Source organism: Actinoplanes sandaracinus (assembly GCF_030009775.1).
GTDB classification, from domain to species: Bacteria; Actinomycetota; Actinomycetes; order Mycobacteriales; family Micromonosporaceae; genus Actinoplanes; species Actinoplanes sandaracinus.
This window is the reverse complement of the sequence record NZ_JASCTH010000022.1, coordinates 1-17,144: the sequence shown is the minus strand read 5'-3', so window position 1 is coordinate 17,144 and position 17,144 is coordinate 1. Positions and strand designations below refer to the sequence as shown.

Here is a 17,144-nt window from a genome sequence, read left to right as displayed (position 1 = left end):
CACCCCCGATGACCGCCCCACGCGTCGCCGCCGGCGCCCTCTTCTTCGACGAGGCGGGCCGTGTCCTTCTGGTGAAGCCCGCCTACAAGCAGGGATGGGACATCCCTGGCGGGTACGTCGAGCCCGGAGAGTCGCCGCGGGCGGCGTGCATTCGTGAGATCCACGAAGAGCTTGATCTGACAACCGTCATCGGAAATCACCTCGTAGTTGACTGGGCACCGGCTCAGAACGAGGGCGACAAGATGCTCTTCATCTTCGATGCCGGCACTCTGGCCGATGAGTCGCGCTCAAAGATCAACTTCCGGGACGGCGAACTGACCGAGTGGCGTTTTGTAGCCGGCGAGGACTTAGACGACTACATGCCGGAGCGTCGGCCGCGGGCCCTCTCAGGCGGGTTCGACCACGGCGTGGAGAGCCGTTCGGCTGTCGGTCGGGTAGAGCGCCCAGCGGCGAGCGTGGCGGGCCCGGTCAAGGAACACCGGCATCCGGTCGGGGGAGACGACCTGGTACCGGAGGGCACCGCTCTGGCCGTCCTCGAGGAAACCGTGATAAAAGTCGGCGGGAGCGGGGGCGAAAGTGGTCGTGTCGGTGGCGGCCGGCGGCTCAGGGAAGGCGGTGACGACCGCGCCGGGCGGCAGGGCGGCCCGAACCGCGGTCAGCTCCCCGGTCGACGGCACCAGTACCCAGCGGCGCGTCACCGCGCCGGTGGTCTCCAACAGGGCCAGGTCGCCGCCGGCTGAGCCGGCCAACTGGCCGACCCGCTGCCAGAACGCGTCGTCGGCCGGGCCTAGGTCGGCCGGTGCCGGCGCGACCGGCCGGTCCGGCGGGGGTAGTAGGCGGACCTTGCCGGACGGCCTGCGGGCCGCCACGCCGGTCTCGGCCACCACGCCTCGGACCCGAGCCCGGATCTTCCAGACACCGACCAGCAGCAGGGCGAGCCCGGCCAGCCGTATGCCCGTCTGCACCGCATCCCAGGTCAGCATGGTCGCCAACGCGTCCCGAGTATCGTCGGGCGCCTTGTTCTGCGACCGGATCGTCAGCGCGGCGCCGATGGACAGGTACCACGCGGGGATCGTCCAGTGCGAGGTCGCCGTGCCGGCCCGGTCACCGGCTTCGCTCAGCATGCTCCGGGTCGCGCGACGCCACCAGAGGAAACCGGCGAGGGCCGCTATGGTCGCCAGCAGGAAGAGCCGGCCGACCGACACACCGTGCCTGGCCACAGCGTCGACCAGCGGCAACAGGCCTGACTCGGGGCCGGACAGCAGGAACGACCGGACCACCAGATCGCTCACCAGCAGGACCATGCTCAGCAACGCGGACGCGCCGATAGCCGCCATCAGGACGATGGTCTGGATCTCCCAGGCCTGGGTGGGGCGAGCTGTGGAAGTAGGCGTGGTGGTCATCGGCGTCCCCCGGATCGCAAGATCAAGCGAACGAAACGTACGGACGGCCCCTCGCAGTGTCAATGCGATTGCGGCCGAACGGCCCGGCGCCCGGAGAATCCGCTGGGCCGGGCCCGGCGATGGTCCGTGGAGCTGTCGCCGTTCCTCTCAACCAACTCGCCGTGGTCCTGAAGTTCTTAGTCAGTCCGCCTGACCAGCTTCAGCTTGGTGGACAATGGGCAACGGCCTACGGCCAGCCGTTCTCAAGGTACTGGCACGACGTGATCGACTCGACGAACCAGTACATGCCACCGCCCTGGGGGTCGTCAGGAGCGCCGCCCATGTATGGGCGAGCTTCCTCGTCGGCTTAGAACTCCTAACACGATCTGCTGAATCGATGTTGATCAGCGTTACGATGTGAAGATCGGTCTCGTTCGCTGGTCATGGCCAGGCCGTGGGATGTTGATGACGAGTTGTGGGCGTTGATCGAGCCGGTGCTGCCGCCGTGGCCGGAGAAGGCGCCAGGGCCGAAGCCGATCCCGGACCGCTCCTGCCTGCAAGGCATCCTGTTCGTGCTGCACACCGGGATCGGCTGGGAAGATCTCCCGCAGGAACTTGGCTTCGGCTCCGGGATGACCTGTTGGCGCAGGCTGGAGCGCTGGACCGAGGCGGGAGTCTTTGACCAGGTACACCAGATACTGCTTGCCAAGCTGAACGCGGCGAACCGGATCGACTGGTCGAGAGCGGCGATGGACGGCAGCCACATCGACGCCAAAAAGGGGGCGCCGGCACCGGTCCGTCGCCGGTTAACCGCGGTAAACCAGGCTCTAAGCACCACCTGATCTGCGACGGCAACGGCACCCCGATTTACGTGCTGACCAGCGGCGCGAACGTCCCCGACATCAGCCGTGCGCTCGACCTGCTCGACTGCTACCCGCCGATCGCCGGCCGGCCGGGCCGGCCCCGTCGCCGCTTCGACGTCCTGCTGGCCGACAAGGGCTACAGCAGCGAAGCCTTCCGACAGGCATGCCGTGAACGCGGCACCGAACCGATCATCGCCAAGCCGAAGACCCCCAACATCAAGGGCCTGGGCAAGCTGCGCTACGTCGTCGAACAGACCTTCGCCCTACTCCACCAGTTCCGTCGGCTCGCCGTTCGCTGGGAACGCCGGCTCGACATCCACGACAGTCTGGTCAGCCTCGCCTGCGCCATGATCTGCTGGCGCCGCATGATCAAATGGACTGCTTAAAGATCGCGTTAGGAGCTCTTACGTCAACATGGGTCCGACCCCGGACTTGATGGCGATCGTGATACCGAACTGTGCGGTCGCGGCGGCGGCGAGTGCGGCATCCGCGGTTACCAGGTCGCCGGCGGGAGGGGTGATGTACTCGCCGTAGACGGTAATGCCGTCGATGTCACCGGCGACACCACCGATGCCCGTGACGCGGAAGTTGGTGAACACGCCATGGGCACCGGCGTCGCTGATCGCCTGCTGTGCCCGGTCGATTTCGTCGCGGCTGTAGCGGCGTTGTTCGACGGTGACCGGGATACCCATCTGGCGGGCCTTGTCCTTGATTTGCTGCTGCAGATGGTTCGCCGGGCCCTTCCAGAGCAGGATGGTGGATCCGGCTTCCGGGTTGTTCACCGACTCGATGTAGCCGCTGGTCTCGATACCGGGCTGGGCGACGATCCAGGTTTTCAGGTCGGCGAGCAGGGCTTGCCTCCGCCAGAGGTCGCCTTCCTGTGCCCACCATGCCGCCTGCTCGGCTGTTTCCGGAGTGGCCGGCCCGTCGTCGGCTGATGCGGTCCGTGCGCCAACCGACGCCACCGACGCCAACGGCGACAGCGGTGACCGCAATCGCTGCTGCGGTCACCGCCCATTCGCGGGTGCCAAGTCGCTGGAGTGTCGGTCGGCTAAGTGGCGGGGTCATCGGCAACAGCCGCAGTAGAGCCAGAGCGTTGGTCACACCGAGGTAAGCCAGTCGCAGCAGCACAACCGATTATCCTCGCGGAGCACTCTGCATCGAGCGTCGCCGAGGCCCGGTCGCTGATACCAGCCCCCGAGTCAGGCCAACACATCGGTGATCGAGATGGCTTTGACCAGGGTGGATGAGGTTTTCGGACCCGCACCCCGCAGCCAGCCCCTAGCGCAGCGACGTGGACGTCGGTCCGTACCAACAATGCCGATGCGGCCCTCGGTAGCGGAGCACCCTATCAGTTACGTGGACTCCTTGGAATCCCTGACGAGATCGACCTCCACGATCGCCGCCACCCGGGTGGCACCGATCGTGGAGGCCGCAGCCAGCGCTCGTCCGGCCGGCTCTCGACCTGCGTTCGGCGTCGTTTCGCCCCTATGACATGACGTCCGGTGACATGACGTCCGGTCCGGGTGGGGGCTATTGAGCCGGAACGCGGAAGTGGCAGACCGCAGTCGTTTCGGAGACGCTCCTGCCGTCCGTACTTCGGGCGTACCAGCCATAGAGGTGACCGGGGATAAGGGTAGGCACGGTGACCGCCACCGTACCTGAACCGGTGATCCGGTCGCTGACACCTGCCGCGTCACCCAGGTAGAACACGTTCTTGTTGCTGTTGGAGTTGTCCCAGAGCGAGAACTCGCCCCACACCGGCACGGTCGGATCGGCGTGCGCCACGCGCACTGCCAACTGTGGTGTCAGGGTTGGCGTGGTGCCGTACCCGCCGTTGGAATGACATCCGGGATCGGCCGGGTCGGCGGCCGCGGGAATCGTCGTGTTCCCGGCCGGAGTCTGAGGCCGGATCGTCTCGGCAGCGTTCAGGTTGGCGATCTCCACCGGCCTGAGCGGGTAGGCGTACGCATGGACGTCGTCGATCTCACCGGTGAACGCCGCCACGGCACCAGCGTTGGTGGCCGAGCCGACCGAGAACTCCTGGTCGGCGGTCCACCGAGAGGTGTGCGAGGCCGTGGCGGCGAGCTTGCCGTCGACATATAGGCCGATCTTTCCGGCGACGGCGTCGAAGGTCACGACCAGGTGAGTCCAGACACCGGGCTTGGCGGGCGCGGCGACCCGGTCGATGGGATTCCCGGCGCCACCGGGCGCATCGTTGGCCGGCATGGCGAACTGCCAACTGTTGTCGGACCTGCTGTATCCCAGTTGCAGACCATAGATCGCCTCGCCGGGAACGCTGAGCACCGTTCCGTTAGGGGCCCCGGCCGCGACCCGGGCCCAGGCCGACACCGTGAAACTGCGCCGCGTGGGCAGCAGGACGCCTCGCGCTTTGACACCAGCCACCCGGCCGTTGCCTCTGAAGGACATGGAGCCTCCACGCGCGGAGGACCATGTCGCGTCGCCGGCGACAGTGCCGGAATATCCGTTGCCGGAGGCGTCACCCACGGTGGCGCCGCTCTTCTCGCTGAACCTCCACGTAATGGCCTGGCCACGGGTGTAGCCGATGACGGGTGCGTGGTCGGAGTAGCCGTTCGGATCCTCAGCGCTCGCGGAGAGGTTGAGGCTGTCGGCCCACTCGGTGAGCACATCACAACTGGCGAATCCCGCCGTGGAGAACATGTAGTCCAGCTTGGTCGGCGGCTGTGGCGTGTTGTTCTCTGGCACGTTGTTGTGCGTCACCTCGTTGACCGAGTCACCCGGCACGTACGCCTGCCCGTCACACTCGGCATAGGGGCCGTCGTACAACGGTTGCAGCATGTTCCCGGCGCGGTAGGAATGATTGAAGTCACCGCCGAGAAGGACCGGCCCGACTGCCGCCAGCTTCTCCACCAGGATCGCCGTCTGCTCCTGATACTGCTGTGCGCTGCTGTGCAGGAGGTGGGCGTTGCACAGCGTGGTGCCCCACCCCTCGACCTTCGCGCAGTGCATCCTCTTCACCCGCGGATCGGGTACGGGTTGCAGGTCCACACCCCAACTACTGGTGATCTTTCCGCGTACGACGATGGCATTGCCGATGACACCGTCGATGCCATCTCGACATCCGCTCCCGGTGGAGTGCCTCCCCGTCTGGGTGGTGTATGTCCATCCCGGACCCAGCAGACGCATCACCATCGTCAGCAGGTTGTTGGTCTGCCGTTCGTTCTCCGAATAACAGATCTCCTGGAGAAGCAAGGCATTGAGGTCACGCGTGTGCGCGATGCTGGCGATCGCCTCGGCCTTACCCTGCTGCTGGTTGCGCCAGGCGCAGAAGGCGTCGGAGCCGCGCATCCCTCCGGCCTCGTTGCACACGTTCCAGCTCATCGCCCGAACGGACTCGAACTGGTAAGCGACGCCGGCGGGATCCACAGCCGCTCCGGCCGAGTCGACCGGGGTGGGCGCCAGCTGCACACCGACCAGTTTGATCACGCCGAGAGTGACTATCACCGCTAGTGCGGCCCCCCATGATGCCGCCGCCCGTAGGCGGCGGCGGACACCAAACGCCATTTGCGTTCCTCTCCCCGTGAGAACGGGACTGTCCGAGAATCGCCGGCCGCCCGCGGCCCATATTTCGCCAACCTGGGTGACTTTGCGGAAACCCCCACGCCAGATCCGCCGTCTCGGACAGGCCCGTGAGAACCTGTCGCAGCCATGCGGCGGCATAGCCTCTCACGAATGAAACCTCTTCCACGCGGCGAGGTCCCCGGAACAAAGTTGACGGTACGGGGGTCGATGATGTGCTTACCTTTTCGCCATCAACGGGTTGGGCGCCATCGCAGCGGTCCGGGCTGCCATGCATACTTTCGATCTCAGAGGGCGTTCGATTTGTACTTGATTTACTAGTATGTACATCTCTAGGTAGGTGTTGATTCGTCCGTTATGCGGCGGCTGACGTTGTCGATCATCACGATGTGGATCATGGCTTCGGCTCGCGGCTACTCCGACAACATCAAGAACTACATCCGGCCCAAACTCGGCCACATCAAACTCCGGGACCTGCGAGGCGCCGACCTCACCCGCTTCTACGCCGAGATCGCAGCCGAGCGGGCGCAGGCTCGTGGCGAGGCGATCGAGAAGAACGAGCAGTTGGCAGCCGAGATGCAGATGGTCAACGAAGAGCGCCGACAGGCCGGGTGCGTGCGGATGCTGGCACCGAAAGGTTGTCATCGCCCGGCAGATCGTTTCGGTCGCATACAAGCTCGTCGAGCGCGAAACCATAACCAAGGTGGCCGCCCGGTTGCCGCGCCGGCACGGTCTCGAGAGCTCGCTGCACGGCCTGCGGCACTTCTGGGCGGCGGCGCTTATTTCCTCGGGTGCGGACATCTCTGCGGTGTCGAAGGCGATGGGCCACGCGAATATCGCGGTCACGAATGACATCTACGGATCGCTGTTCGACAAGTCGGCGGCGGAGATGTTCGAGCGGGGCGCGGCGCTGATCCCGCGCCGAGGCCAGACGGCAAAGGAGGTTGCGTGATGGGCATGGAGCGACTGGGTCTGCTGGGCGGGGTCGCCATTGGCGATCTGACACGGTCGCAGGTGGAGAGGGCGATGAAGGGACTGGTTCGCTGGCCCTACGGGGTGCCCACGCCGCTGGTCTGTGCGCTGCAGGCGAAACAGCCGTCCCTAGCATTTCCCTAGCAAAAGGCCCCGGACCAAGGTCCAGGGCCGTGAGTTCGGGTCCGGATAGCAGAACGTCCACCGGAGGAATCCCCTGGTGGACGAGCGCTCAAAGCCCGGCGAGAGGCTTGGTGGCCAGGGGCGGGGTCGAACCGCCGACCTTCCGATTTTCAGTCGGACGCTCGTACCAACTGAGCTACCTGGCCGTGGATCTTTCTTGCGGTCCTGACGGGACTTGAACCCGCGACCTCCGCCTTGACAGGGCGGCGAGCACTCCAACTGCTCCACAGGACCTTGCGTCTTACAACCTACTGCATTGCCTTGCTCGGTTCATCACCGGCCTCGCGACCGATAACTTACCAGTACCCCCAACGGGATTCGAACCCGTGCTACCGCCTTGAAAGGGCGGCGTCCTAGGCCACTAGACGATGAGGGCAACTCCACCATCATTGCACATCGCGCTGGCTGCGCTTTTGGCAACGCTTGCTGGTTTCTGGCCCCAACCGCGCCCCCCGCTTGAGGCATGCAAAGCATATGCGATGCCTGTCCCGATCTTCAAATCGGTATCCCCCTTTCCATGCTCCATCCGCCTGACCTGGGGAAACGTCACGAGCAGGCGGCGGCTACGACACGGACGGCGTCGGTGAGGTTGCCCAGCGGCGTCGCGGACGGCGGCAGATCGGCGGTCGGCCAGCCCGGTCCGGCCGCGCCGACGACGATCGGCGGATGCGGCAGGGCCAGGAGACGCTCCAACTGGCTCACGTCGCCGGTGGCGGGCACCTGCGACCACAGGACCACCACCGAGGGCCCGGTACGGTCCACGGCGTCCAGCAGCGCCCGGGGCGGCACCCGCGCGCCCAGCAACTGACTCGCGACCCCGGCCTCGGCCAGCGCGGCCGCCAGCGCCTCCAGTGGCAGCGTGTGCTGTTCCTCGTCGGCCGCGGCGAGCAGTGCCCGTGGGGCGATCTCCCGGGGCGGCCGGGGCACGGTGCTGAGCGCCTCGGTGACGGAGCGGGACAGCAGATGTTCGACCTCGACGAAGCGTGCGGTCGCTTCATAGCGCTGACCGATCCCGATCAGGACCGGCATCATCACCTCCTCCCACGCGGAGATCACGCCGCGGCCCTCGACCGCCAATGCGAGGATGTGGCGCATCGACGGCCCGTCCAGGCGCATGGCGGCCCGGGCCAGGCCGCGGGCGGCGGGATCGGCCCGTGCGCCGAGCGCGATGACCTGCCCCCCGCCGGCCGGATTGCCGTCCGTCGCCACGGGGACGCCGTCGGCGCCGAGGATGCCGTCGGCGCCCGCGTGGGCGGCGGACGGGTCGGCGCCGGTCGTGCCGGGTGAGCGGCGGGCCCAGGCGGCCGCCTCCGCCGGGGCCACCCCCTGCGCCGTCAGCCGCTGCATGACCTGCAACCGGACCATGTCCTCGACGGTGTACCGCCGGTGATGGCCGGGCTCGTGCCGGCTGGGGCCGAGCCCGTACCGCTGGTGCCATGTGCGCAAGGTGGTCACCGCGACGCCGAGGCGGCGCGCGGCGGCTCCGGCGCTCAGCCCGCTAGTTGTCACCCGGCCGCTCCGGCGCCTGGAAGGCCGAGGGCCGCGGGGCGGCTTCGACGGCCGTAGGCCCTGAGGTGGCTTCGGCGGCTGAGGGCTGGGCGTTCAGGTGTTCGGCGAGACGCCGGGTCACCCCTTCGAGCCAGGGGGCGTACGCGGTGGGCGACGTACCCAGGGCCTCCTGCAGTTCGGTGACCGAAACCCATCGCAGCTGGGCCACCTCGCCGGGGTCCGGTTGCGGCTCGGCCCCGTCCGGCAGGTCCCCGAGGAGCACGTGGTCGTACTCCCGCTCGACACGACCGGTCACCGGGTCCTCCGCGAAGTACACGTAGACGCCGACCTCGCGCAGTGTGGCCCCGTCGATGCCCAGTTCCTCCACGAGGCGCCGGGCCGCCGAGATGGTGACCTCCTCGCCGGGGGCGGGATGTCCGCAGCAGGTGTTCCCCCAGCGCAGCGGGAACCGTGTCTTCACCGCCGCACGCTGCTGCAACAGCACTCGCCCGGTGGAGTCGCGCAGGAAGACGGAGAAGGCCCGGTGCAGCATGCCCGGAGCCTCGTGCGCGTCCAGGACCGTGGCGGCGCCCGTGACGGCTCCGCGATCGTCGACGAGTTCGACCAGGTCGCCCTCACGCGAGCGAGGGCGCACGGACGGGTGTGCGGTCATGAGACACCGCCGGGGGTCGAGGCGCCGCCGGAGACGGGCGGGCGTGCGGTCATGAGACACCGCCGGCGATCGGGGCGCCGCCGGAGACCGCCGAGCCACCGGTGATCCGGGTGGCGGCCAGCTTTCCGGAGATCAGCACCATCGGGACGCCGACTCCGGGCTGTGTCCCGCTGCCGGTGAAGACCACGTTCGGGATGCCGGGGTGCAGGTTGGACGGACGGAACGGCCCGGTCTGCGTGAAGCTGTGCGCGGCGGCGAAGGGTGTGCCGGCGGCCATGCCCTGGTCGGCCCAGTCGGCGGGCGTGATGATCCGCTGCACCTCGACGCCGTCCCGGAAGCCGATGTAGCCGCGCGTCTCCAGGACGCGCATCAGCTCGTCGGCATAGCGCTCGTCCATGCCGCCGCGCCAGTCGATGGGACCGGCTTCGAGGTTGGGGGTGGGCGCGAGCACGTAGTAGGTCTGCCGGCCGTCGGGCGCGGCCGAGGGGTCGGTGTGGCTCGGGTTCGTCACGAGCAGGGACGGGTCGCTCATCAGGAGACCCTTACGGATCACCTCGTCGAAGGTGCCCTTCCACGCCGTACCGAAATGGATGTTGTGGTGGGCGATCTTGGAATAGGCCTGACGGGAACCGATGTGCAGGACCACGCATGACGGTGAGTAACGCAGCCGCCGGAGGCGGCGTCGCGGTGGGAGCAGGTCGCGGTAGGCGACCGGGAGGTCCGGGTTGAGGACCACCACGTCAGCCCGTATGTGTTCGCCGTCGGAGGTCAGCACGCCGGTCGCGCGGCCGTTCGCGGTGGTGACCTTCTCGATCGTGGTGTCGTAGCGGAACGTGACGCCGTGCTTCTCGGCGGCGCCCGCCAAAGCCTTCGGCACGGCGTGCATGCCGCCCTTCGGGAAGTAGACCCCGGCGACCGAGTCGAGGTACGCGATGACGGCGTAGATGGCCAGCGCGTCGTGCGGCGCCAAGCCGGCGTACATCGCCTGGAAGGAGAAGATCCGCTGGGTACGGGGATCGCGGAAGTAGTCGTCGATCTTCGGCTGCAACCGCCGGAACGCGCCCATCCCGAGCAGCTTCAGCAGGTTCAGGTTGAGCAGATCGAGCGGGCTGTCCAGGTTCCGGTCGATGAAGTTGTCGCGTTCGAGCTGCCAGAGCCGCCGGGTGAAGTCGACGAAGCGCAGATATCCGTCAGCCTCGCGGGCGCCGCAGACCCGGGCGATCTCGGCCGCCATCCGGGTGGTGTCGGTGCGCACGTCAAGCGTCGAGCCGTCCGGGTAGTACGCCCGGTATGCCGGGTCGAGGGGCGTCAGTTCCAGCCAGTCGCTGAGTTTCTCGCCGACGGCCGCGAGCGGTTCGGCGATCAGTTCGGGCATGGTGAGCACGGTCGGGCCGGTGTCGAACTCGTACCCGCCGGCCGCCAGCCGCCCGGCCCGGCCGCCGGGGACCGGCTCCCGCTCGACGACGGTGACCTGGCGCCCGGCGGCGGCCAGGTGCAGCGCGCAGGCCAGGCCGCCCAGGCCGGCACCGACGACGACTACATGGTCGGTGGGTCCGGTCACAGTTCGCACGTCACGGCTCCAAGGCTGCGCAGAAGAGGGGAGGAAGAGGGGGACATCATGCCGGGCGGTGCGTGGCTGCCGTAGCCAACTCGATCAGGGCGGCGCGTGCGTCGGACCGGACCGGGGCCTCGGCGATCGCCGCGACACCCTCCTCGACTCTGGCCCGGATCATCTCCTCGACCTGGGCCGGCGCCCCGGTCGCTGCGATGATCTCCGCCTGCCGGGTGGTGCCCGCCGCGGCGAGCTCGTCGAGCTGCGCGCCGGTGGCGAGCTGCCGGGCCAGCATGAGCAGGGTGGTGGGCTTGCCGGTGCGCAGGTCGTCGCCGGCCGGTTTGCCGGTGACCGCCGGATCGCCGTAGACGCCGAGCAGATCGTCACGCAGCTGGAAGGCCTCACCGACGGCGAGGCCGTAGACCCGGTAGGCCTCGTCGAGGTCGGCACGGACCGACGACGCGAGAGCCAGGCCGAAACCGAGCGGCCACTGCACCGTGTAACTGGCCGTCTTGTGCCGGGCGACGAGCAGCGCCCGTTCCACCGACCAGGACGCCGGGTCGGTCTCCCCGAGCACGTCGAGGTACTGGCCGGCGACCGCTTCGACCCGCATGTGGTCGTAACGGGCGCGGACCTCCAGCAGGGTGGTCGCCGGCAGCGCCGCCCGCGCCAGCAGCTGGTCGGCCCAGACCAGGCAGAGGTCACCGACCAGGATCGCGGCCGAGTCACCGAACCGGTCGCCGTGCTGGGCGGCGAAGAGGCGGTGAGCGGTGGGACGCCCCCGCCGGGTGGCGGAGCGATCCATCAGGTCGTCGTGCACCAGCGCGAACGTGTGCATGAGTTCAAGAGCGCCGAGAGCGGGTAAGACGCCCTCGACCGGTTCGGCGGCGCCGACGACGCCGCGCCAGCCCCAGTACGCGAACGTCGGCCTGATCCGCTTGCCGCCGGCCATGACCAGGTCACGGGCGGTCCGGGCAAAGCCCCCGAGCGCGGGGTCGACGGTGTCGAGGGCGGCGATCTGGCAGGCGAGGAAGTCGGCCAGCGTGCCCTCGACGGCGCCGATCAGCGCCCGGTGCGAGACCGGCTGGCGAGGGATCGCTTCGAGGCGATTTCCCTCGAGGGTGTGATTGGCCACGCTCAGTACCGTACCCTAACTTCTTGAAGTTGCGTCGATTCGTGCGTCGATTTTGAATGTGACCGGAGGACCCGGGATGGAAACCGATCTGGCGGCTGCCTACGAGCGCTGCCGCGAACTGCACCGCGAGCACGGACGGACCTACTACCTCGCGACCCGGTTGCTACCGGCGTGGAAGCGGCGGCATGTGCACGCCCTCTATGGATTCACTCGATATGCGGACGAAATCGTCGATCGGACCGAGTCCCGTCCCTCCGCCGAGCGCGCTGTCGTGCTCACCGAGTGGTCCGAGCGGTTCCTCGCCGGGCTGCGCGGCGAGCCCGTCGACGACCCGCTGCTGCCGGCGGTTCTGCACACCATCGCGGTCTTCGGCCTTGATCTGGACGACTTCGAGAAGTTCCTGCGGAGCATGGCGATGGACCTCACCGTCACCGCCTACCCCCGATACGACGATCTACTCGACTACATGGATGGGTCGGCCGCCGTGATCGGCACCATGATGCTGCCGATCCTCGGCTCCTCCGACCCGGCCGCCGCCCGCGAACCGGCCCGCCAGCTGGGCATCGCCTTCCAGCTCACCAACTTCGTGCGGGACGTCGCCGAAGACCTCGACCGCGGCCGGATCTACCTGCCCGGGGAGCACCTCGCCGAGTTCGGCGTCACCCGCCGGATCCTCCAGCAGCGCGTCGCCACCCCGGCGATCAAAGAGCTGATCAAGGCGGAGGTGGCCCGGGCCCGCGATCACTACGCGCTGGCCGCCCCCGGCATCCCCCTGCTCGAACCCGCCTCGCAGGCCTGCATGCGGACCGCGTTCCAGCTCTACGGCGGCATCCTCGACGAGATCGAGGCGGCCGACTACGACGTCTTCGCCCGCCGGGCCACCGTCCCCAACCGCCGCCGCGCCGCCGTCGCCGTTCGCAGCCTGCTCACCCGGCCCGGCACCCCGGTCCAGCTGGCTGCCTGATGGGCGCCGCGGTCGTCCTGTTCACCCGGGACCTGCGCGTGCACGACAACCCGGCGCTCGCCGCGGCCTGCGCCGAGGACCGGGTGGTGCCCCTCTACGTCCTCGACCCGGGCCTGGCCGACATCTCGCCGAACCGCTCCCGCTTCCTCCACCAGAGCCTCGCCGACCTCGGCGAACGACTCCGGAAGCGCGGCGGCGACCTGATCGTGCGCAACGGTGACCCGGTCGCCGAGACGATCCGGGTCGCCCGCGACACCGGCGCCGGGACGATCCACCTGGCAGCCGACGTCAGCGGCTACGCCCGCCGCCGCGAACGCCGCCTCGCCGACGAGTGCGAACGCCACCGCATCGCCCTCGAACTCCACCCGGGCCTCACCGTCGTCGCACCCGGAGCGGTCCGCCCGGGCGGCGGCGGCGACTGCTACAAGGTCTTCAGCCCCTACCATCGTGCCTGGTCGAAGGCCCCATGGCGCAGCGCGGCGCCGACTCCGGAGCGGATCACCCTGCCCGACGGCCTAAGCCCGGGACACCTGCCGACCCTTCCGGCCGGCGCCTCACCCCACGCCGCCGAGGGCGGTGAGACCCCGGCACGCCGGCGGCTCGCCATGTGGACGAGCAACGACATCGAGGGGTACGAGGACGCGCACAACGATCTACCCGGAGACGGCACGAGCCGGCTCAGCCCGTACCTCCGCTGGGGTTGTCTCTCCCCGCTGGCCGTCGCCGAGGCGGCCCGCTCCCGTGACGCCGACGCCTTCGTCCGCCAGCTCTGCTGGCGGGATTTCTACTACCAGGTCGCCCGGGTCTTCCCGAAACTCTCCACCGAGCCGCTGCGTCCCGCCGGAGATCGGGACTGGCGTCACGACGAGGACGCCCTCCAGCACTGGCGGGACGGGCTCACCGGAGTGCCGATCGTCGACGCCGGCATGCGCCAGCTCCGCGACGAGGGCTGGATGCACAACCGGGCCCGGCTGATCACCGCGGCGTTCCTGACCAAGCACCTCGGCATCGACTGGCGGCTCGGAGTGGCCTGGTTCTTCCGCTGGCTCCTCGACGGCGACGTGCCGAACAACTCCGGGAACTGGCAGTGGACGGCCGGCACCGGCAACGACACCAGGCCGTACCGACGCTTCAACCCGATCCGTCAAGCGCTCCGATTCGATGCGGAAGGCGTGTACGTTCGTCGCTACGTACCGGAATTGAAGGGAATCGACGGCGCCGCGGTGCATCAGCCCTGGCGCCTGCCCGAACCGGAACGCCGCGGGCTCGACTACCCCGGACCGCTCGAGTCACACCGGGACGAGGCGGTCTGGCTGCGCGACTGATTCTCCGTCCGGTCTACCGGACGGGAGCGGGGCCCGTCGGCGGTTGCGTCCGTCAAACGTTCTTCCGGCGGGGCCCGCGGTCTCTCCCGGGTGAGTGCGCGGGGAGTGTCCCGGGAAGGTGGCGGGCGCCAGCCAACGCCCGCCACCACACCGAACCCGGTGTTCCCGCTTCCGCGACGGTCCTGAATCGGCCGCGTCACGGTCCACATGAGGAAACCTCCCAATGGTTAGCTGGCAACCATGGGCGACGTGCGGAACGTGGACGTGGTGGTCATCGGACTCGGCGTGGGCGGTGAGGAGGCGGCCGGGCGGCTCGCCGCGGCCGGGCTCGACGTGGTCGGGGTGGAACACAACCTGGTCGGCGGTGAATGCCCGTACTGGGGGTGCATCCCGACGAAGATGATGGTCCGGGCCGGTGCGGCCCTCGCCGAGGCGCGCCGCATCCCCGGCCTCGCCGGCGCCTCCACCGTGCAACCCGACTGGGCCCCCGTCGCACGGCGGATCCGCGACGAGGCTACCGACGACTGGAACGACAAGGTCGCTGTCGACCGGCTCACCGACAAGGGCGCCGATTTCGTACGGGGTACGGCCACCATCACCGGGCCCGGCCGCGTGCGGGCCGGCGACCAGGAGTACGCCGCCGCCCGGGGGCTCGTCATCGCCACCGGCACCGCGGCGTTCATCCCGCCGATCGACGGGCTCGCCGGTACGCCGTACTGGACCAACCGGGAAGCCGTCGAAGCCGCCACCCTGCCCGCCTCGCTGATCGTCCTCGGCGGTGGCGCGATCGGCTGCGAGTTCGCCCAGGCGTACGCCCGCTTCGGGGTCCAGGTCACGATCGTCGAAGGCTCCGGCCGGGTGCTCGCCATGGAGGAACCCGAGTCCTCATCGGTGGCCGCCCAGGTCCTGACCGCCGACGGCGTCACACTCCGCACCGGCGTCCACGCCGCCCGCGTCTCCTACACCCCGGGCGCCGCCTTCGCGGTGGAACTCACCGACGGCAGCACCGTCACCGGCGAGAAACTCCTCGTCGCCACCGGGCGGACGGCCCGCCTGCGTGACCTCGGCCTGGAGACGGTCGGACTCGACCCGTCCGCCAGGTTCCTCACCACCGACGACCGGATGCGCGCCGCCGACGGCATCTGGGCCGTCGGGGACGTCACCGGCAACGGCGCCTTCACCCACATGGCCATGTACGAGGCCGACATCGCCGTGCGCGACATCCTCGGCCAGGGGGGACCCGGCGCCGACTACCGTGCCCGCCCCCGTGTCACCTTCCTCGACCCCGAGATCGGCGCCGTCGGCCTCACCGAGCAGCAGGCCCGCGACGCCGGCATCGACGTACGCGTCGGCCAGGTCCCGCTCTCCGCCACCTCACGCGGCTTCGTCCATGGCCCCGGCAACGAGGGCTTCATCAAGGTCATCGCCGACGCCGGCCGGGGCGTGCTGGTCGGCGCCACCACCGCGGGCCCGTCCGGCGGCGAGATGATCGGCGCGCTCGCTGTCGCGGTGCACGCGGAGGTTCCTCTCACGACGATGCTCAGCCAGATCTGGGCGTACCCGACGTTCCATCGCGGCATCGGCGACGTCCTGAAGACCCTCTGACAGCCCTCGGAAATTCCGGGCCGGGGTTTCTTCCCGGCCCGGGTTTCACCCGAGCCTCGCCGGGAACGGCCCAAGACATGTTGCGGCAGGTACTCACCCGGCTCGAACAGGCGCACGCCCTCGACGGCGCCAGCGACAGACTTCAGGCGGCGGTCTCGGCCACGGTGCGGCCGCGACCTCTGCGCGATCTCCTGCACGGCAAGTGGCTGGGGCATCCGCTCCATCCCGTTCTGGTGCAGGTTCCGGTCGGCGCGTTCATCTCCGCGGCGGTCCTCGACCTGCTCCCGTCTCGGTCAGGCTCTCCTTCCAGGTCCCGCTTCGGCTCCCTCTCCGGATTCCGCTCCGGCTCCGCGCCGGCTTCCTCGGGGGACCGGGCGGTGACCGCGCTGATCGCCGCGGGACTCGCCGGGGTGGCGCCCGCGGTGATGGCCGGACTCGTCGACTGGTCGGAGATGACCAAGGACCGGCGGCGCGTCGGGCTCGTCCACGCCGCCGCCAACACCGTTGCCGTCGGCCTGTACGCGGGATCCCTGGTGGCCCGGCTCACCGGGCGCGCCACTGCGGGCAAGGCCCTCGCTTTCGCCGGGCTGTCGGTCGCGGGAACCGGCGCCTTCCTGGGAGGGCATCTCTCGTACGCGCAGGGCGGCGGCGTCAGCCACGCCGCGCCCGAGGTCGCTCGCGTGCCGGAGGAGTGGACCGTGGCGGGGTCGCTCTCCTCGCTGCCCGACGGCAAGCCGGCCGCCCGCCGGGTCGGCGACGTCGCCGTTCTTCTCTACCGTCAGGGCGATCAGGTGACCGCGCTGATCGACCGTTGCTCGCACGAGGGGGGACCACTCAGCGAGGGCGACCTGTCGGACGGTTGTGTGGTGTGCCCGTGGCACGGAAGCACCTTCCGTCTCTCCGACGGAGCGGTGGTGCACGGCCCGGCCGGCAACGATCAGCCGGTTCTGCCGGTCCGGGTCCGGGACGGCCTCGTCGAGGTACGCCGCCCCTGATGGGCGATCCGCAGGTGTTGACCTGCGGAAACTTCTCAGGGTGACCCCCGATTTGGAGCTGCGGGAAACCAGCGGGTAATGTTTTGCGAGCCGGCAGGGAAACGGGCGAGGCAAGCGAGTCAAAGCAACACAGACTCGCAGCGGCCGTCCTGCCAAATCCTCTGAACTGAGATCACGACCTGGTCGTGCGCTGAGCGCGGGGGATACTAGGGCAGATCGGGGCCAACCGGGAGAAACCGGTTGACAACACCGAGAAGGCCTAGTAAAGTAGAGCGAGTGCCCCGGAGAACGGGCCGCGGAATGCGGAACGGTTTGATGGTGTGCGGTTGTTCTTTGAGAACTCAACAGGGTGCTTGATAAGCCAGTGCCAATTATGGCAATACCCCGGCTTGTCTTAACGGTAGTAATACTGTGGGCAGGTTAGGGATTCCTTTGGCAACATTTTT

General features: G+C 68.9%; 13 protein-coding genes, 3 tRNA genes and 2 pseudogenes. 8 read left to right on the top strand and 10 right to left on the bottom strand.

What is annotated here, in order from left to right; all coding sequences use genetic code 11:
- Positions 1 to 8: 8 nt before the first annotated feature.
- Positions 9 to 353: pseudogene (locus tag QLQ12_RS29820) on the top strand (NUDIX domain-containing protein); the annotation flags it as partial.
- Between the two features lie 33 nt (positions 354 to 386).
- On the opposite strand, the gene QLQ12_RS29815 reads toward QLQ12_RS29820, so the two are convergent.
- Positions 387 to 1,403 carry a hypothetical protein gene (locus QLQ12_RS29815; RefSeq protein ID WP_282763907.1) on the bottom strand — a complete coding sequence of 339 codons (1,017 nt, stop codon included), beginning with the start codon at positions 1,401 to 1,403 and terminating at the stop codon, positions 387 to 389.
- Positions 1,404 to 1,825: 422 nt separating this feature from the next.
- Between QLQ12_RS29815 and QLQ12_RS29810 the strand changes: the two genes are divergently transcribed.
- Positions 1,826 to 2,631, top strand: a protein-coding gene (locus QLQ12_RS29810; protein ID WP_407651624.1) for an IS5 family transposase whose coding sequence is annotated in 2 segments (ribosomal slippage) — positions 1,826 to 2,171 and positions 2,171 to 2,631 — 807 coding nt in all. Because the reading frame shifts where the segments join, the coding sequence is not laid out codon by codon here.
- Positions 2,632 to 2,649: 18 nt separating this feature from the next.
- Here QLQ12_RS29810 and QLQ12_RS29805 read toward each other — a convergent pair.
- Positions 2,650 to 3,219 carry a hypothetical protein gene (locus QLQ12_RS29805; RefSeq protein WP_282763905.1) on the bottom strand — a complete coding sequence of 190 codons (570 nt, stop codon included), beginning with the start codon at positions 3,217 to 3,219 and terminating at the stop codon, positions 2,650 to 2,652.
- Between the two features lie 559 nt (positions 3,220 to 3,778).
- Complete coding sequence (locus tag QLQ12_RS29800) at positions 3,779 to 5,713, bottom strand: LamG-like jellyroll fold domain-containing protein (protein WP_282763904.1); 1,935 nt, start codon at positions 5,711 to 5,713, stop codon at positions 3,779 to 3,781.
- A gap of 450 nt (positions 5,714 to 6,163) precedes the next feature.
- On the opposite strand from QLQ12_RS29800, the pseudogene QLQ12_RS47170 reads away from it, so the two are divergent.
- Both QLQ12_RS47170 and QLQ12_RS29790 read left to right on the top strand, forming a co-directional pair.
- A pseudogene (locus tag QLQ12_RS47170) lies at positions 6,164 to 6,265 on the top strand (hypothetical protein); the annotation flags it as partial.
- 76 nt (positions 6,266 to 6,341) lie between these two features.
- Positions 6,342 to 6,758, top strand: a complete 417-nt coding sequence (locus QLQ12_RS29790; RefSeq protein ID WP_282763903.1) for a tyrosine-type recombinase/integrase — start codon at positions 6,342 to 6,344, stop codon at positions 6,756 to 6,758.
- A gap of 272 nt (positions 6,759 to 7,030) precedes the next feature.
- On the opposite strand, the gene QLQ12_RS29785 is transcribed toward QLQ12_RS29790, so the two are convergent.
- The 7 genes from QLQ12_RS29785 to QLQ12_RS29755 all read right to left on the bottom strand — a co-directional run bounded on the left by QLQ12_RS29785 (position 7,031) and on the right by QLQ12_RS29755 (position 11,809).
- A tRNA-Phe gene (locus tag QLQ12_RS29785) sits at positions 7,031 to 7,107 on the bottom strand.
- Positions 7,108 to 7,121: 14 nt separating this feature from the next.
- Positions 7,122 to 7,195: transfer RNA gene (locus QLQ12_RS29780), tRNA-Asp, on the bottom strand.
- A 69-nt stretch (positions 7,196 to 7,264) separates the two neighbouring features.
- Positions 7,265 to 7,337: transfer RNA gene (locus QLQ12_RS29775), tRNA-Glu, on the bottom strand.
- A gap of 170 nt (positions 7,338 to 7,507) precedes the next feature.
- Positions 7,508 to 8,470, bottom strand: a complete 963-nt coding sequence (locus tag QLQ12_RS29770) for a MerR family transcriptional regulator (RefSeq protein WP_282763902.1) — start codon at positions 8,468 to 8,470, stop codon at positions 7,508 to 7,510.
- Positions 8,460 to 9,122, bottom strand: coding sequence for an isopentenyl-diphosphate Delta-isomerase (gene idi / locus QLQ12_RS29765; RefSeq protein WP_282763901.1), 663 nt, complete (start codon positions 9,120 to 9,122; stop codon positions 8,460 to 8,462). Before idi ends, QLQ12_RS29770 begins: the two co-directional genes overlap by 11 nt.
- Before the next feature lie 49 nt (positions 9,123 to 9,171).
- The gene (gene crtI / locus QLQ12_RS29760; protein ID WP_282763900.1) at positions 9,172 to 10,692 is read right to left on the bottom strand and encodes a phytoene desaturase family protein; all 1,521 of its coding nucleotides are present in this window, start codon (positions 10,690 to 10,692) and stop codon (positions 9,172 to 9,174) included.
- Between the two features lie 46 nt (positions 10,693 to 10,738).
- Positions 10,739 to 11,809 carry a polyprenyl synthetase family protein gene (locus QLQ12_RS29755; RefSeq protein ID WP_407651623.1) on the bottom strand — a complete coding sequence of 357 codons (1,071 nt, stop codon included), beginning with the start codon at positions 11,807 to 11,809 and terminating at the stop codon, positions 10,739 to 10,741.
- A 76-nt stretch (positions 11,810 to 11,885) separates the two neighbouring features.
- Here QLQ12_RS29755 and QLQ12_RS29750 point away from each other — a divergent pair, with 76 nt between their 5' ends.
- From QLQ12_RS29750 to QLQ12_RS29735, 4 genes are all read left to right on the top strand, one after another.
- On the top strand, positions 11,886 to 12,773 hold the full coding sequence (locus QLQ12_RS29750) for a phytoene/squalene synthase family protein (RefSeq protein WP_282763899.1): 888 nt from the start codon (positions 11,886 to 11,888) through the stop codon (positions 12,771 to 12,773).
- Positions 12,773 to 14,098, top strand: coding sequence for a cryptochrome/photolyase family protein (locus QLQ12_RS29745; protein WP_282763898.1), 1,326 nt, complete (start codon positions 12,773 to 12,775; stop codon positions 14,096 to 14,098). Before QLQ12_RS29750 ends, QLQ12_RS29745 begins: the two co-directional genes overlap by 1 nt.
- A gap of 240 nt (positions 14,099 to 14,338) precedes the next feature.
- Positions 14,339 to 15,703 (top strand): dihydrolipoyl dehydrogenase family protein, encoded by a 1,365-nt coding sequence (locus QLQ12_RS29740; protein ID WP_282763897.1) that lies wholly within the window; start codon positions 14,339 to 14,341, stop codon positions 15,701 to 15,703.
- 77 nt (positions 15,704 to 15,780) lie between these two features.
- Positions 15,781 to 16,698, top strand: a complete 918-nt coding sequence (locus QLQ12_RS29735) for a Rieske (2Fe-2S) protein (RefSeq protein ID WP_282763896.1) — start codon at positions 15,781 to 15,783, stop codon at positions 16,696 to 16,698.
- Positions 16,699 to 17,144: the final 446 nt, after the last annotated feature.

Coding starts and splice junctions, on each gene's coding strand:
- QLQ12_RS29740 (WP_282763897.1), top strand. CDS start 14,339: ATGGGCGACGTGCGGAACGTGGACGTGGTGGTCATCGGACTCGGCGTG.
- QLQ12_RS29745 (WP_282763898.1), top strand. CDS start 12,773: ATGGGCGCCGCGGTCGTCCTGTTCACCCGGGACCTGCGCGTGCACGAC.
- QLQ12_RS29815 (WP_282763907.1), bottom strand. CDS start 1,403: ATGACCACCACGCCTACTTCCACAGCTCGCCCCACCCAGGCCTGGGAG.
- QLQ12_RS29750 (WP_282763899.1), top strand. CDS start 11,886: ATGGAAACCGATCTGGCGGCTGCCTACGAGCGCTGCCGCGAACTGCAC.
- QLQ12_RS29735 (WP_282763896.1), top strand. CDS start 15,781: ATGTTGCGGCAGGTACTCACCCGGCTCGAACAGGCGCACGCCCTCGAC.
- idi (WP_282763901.1), bottom strand. CDS start 9,122: ATGACCGCACACCCGTCCGTGCGCCCTCGCTCGCGTGAGGGCGACCTG.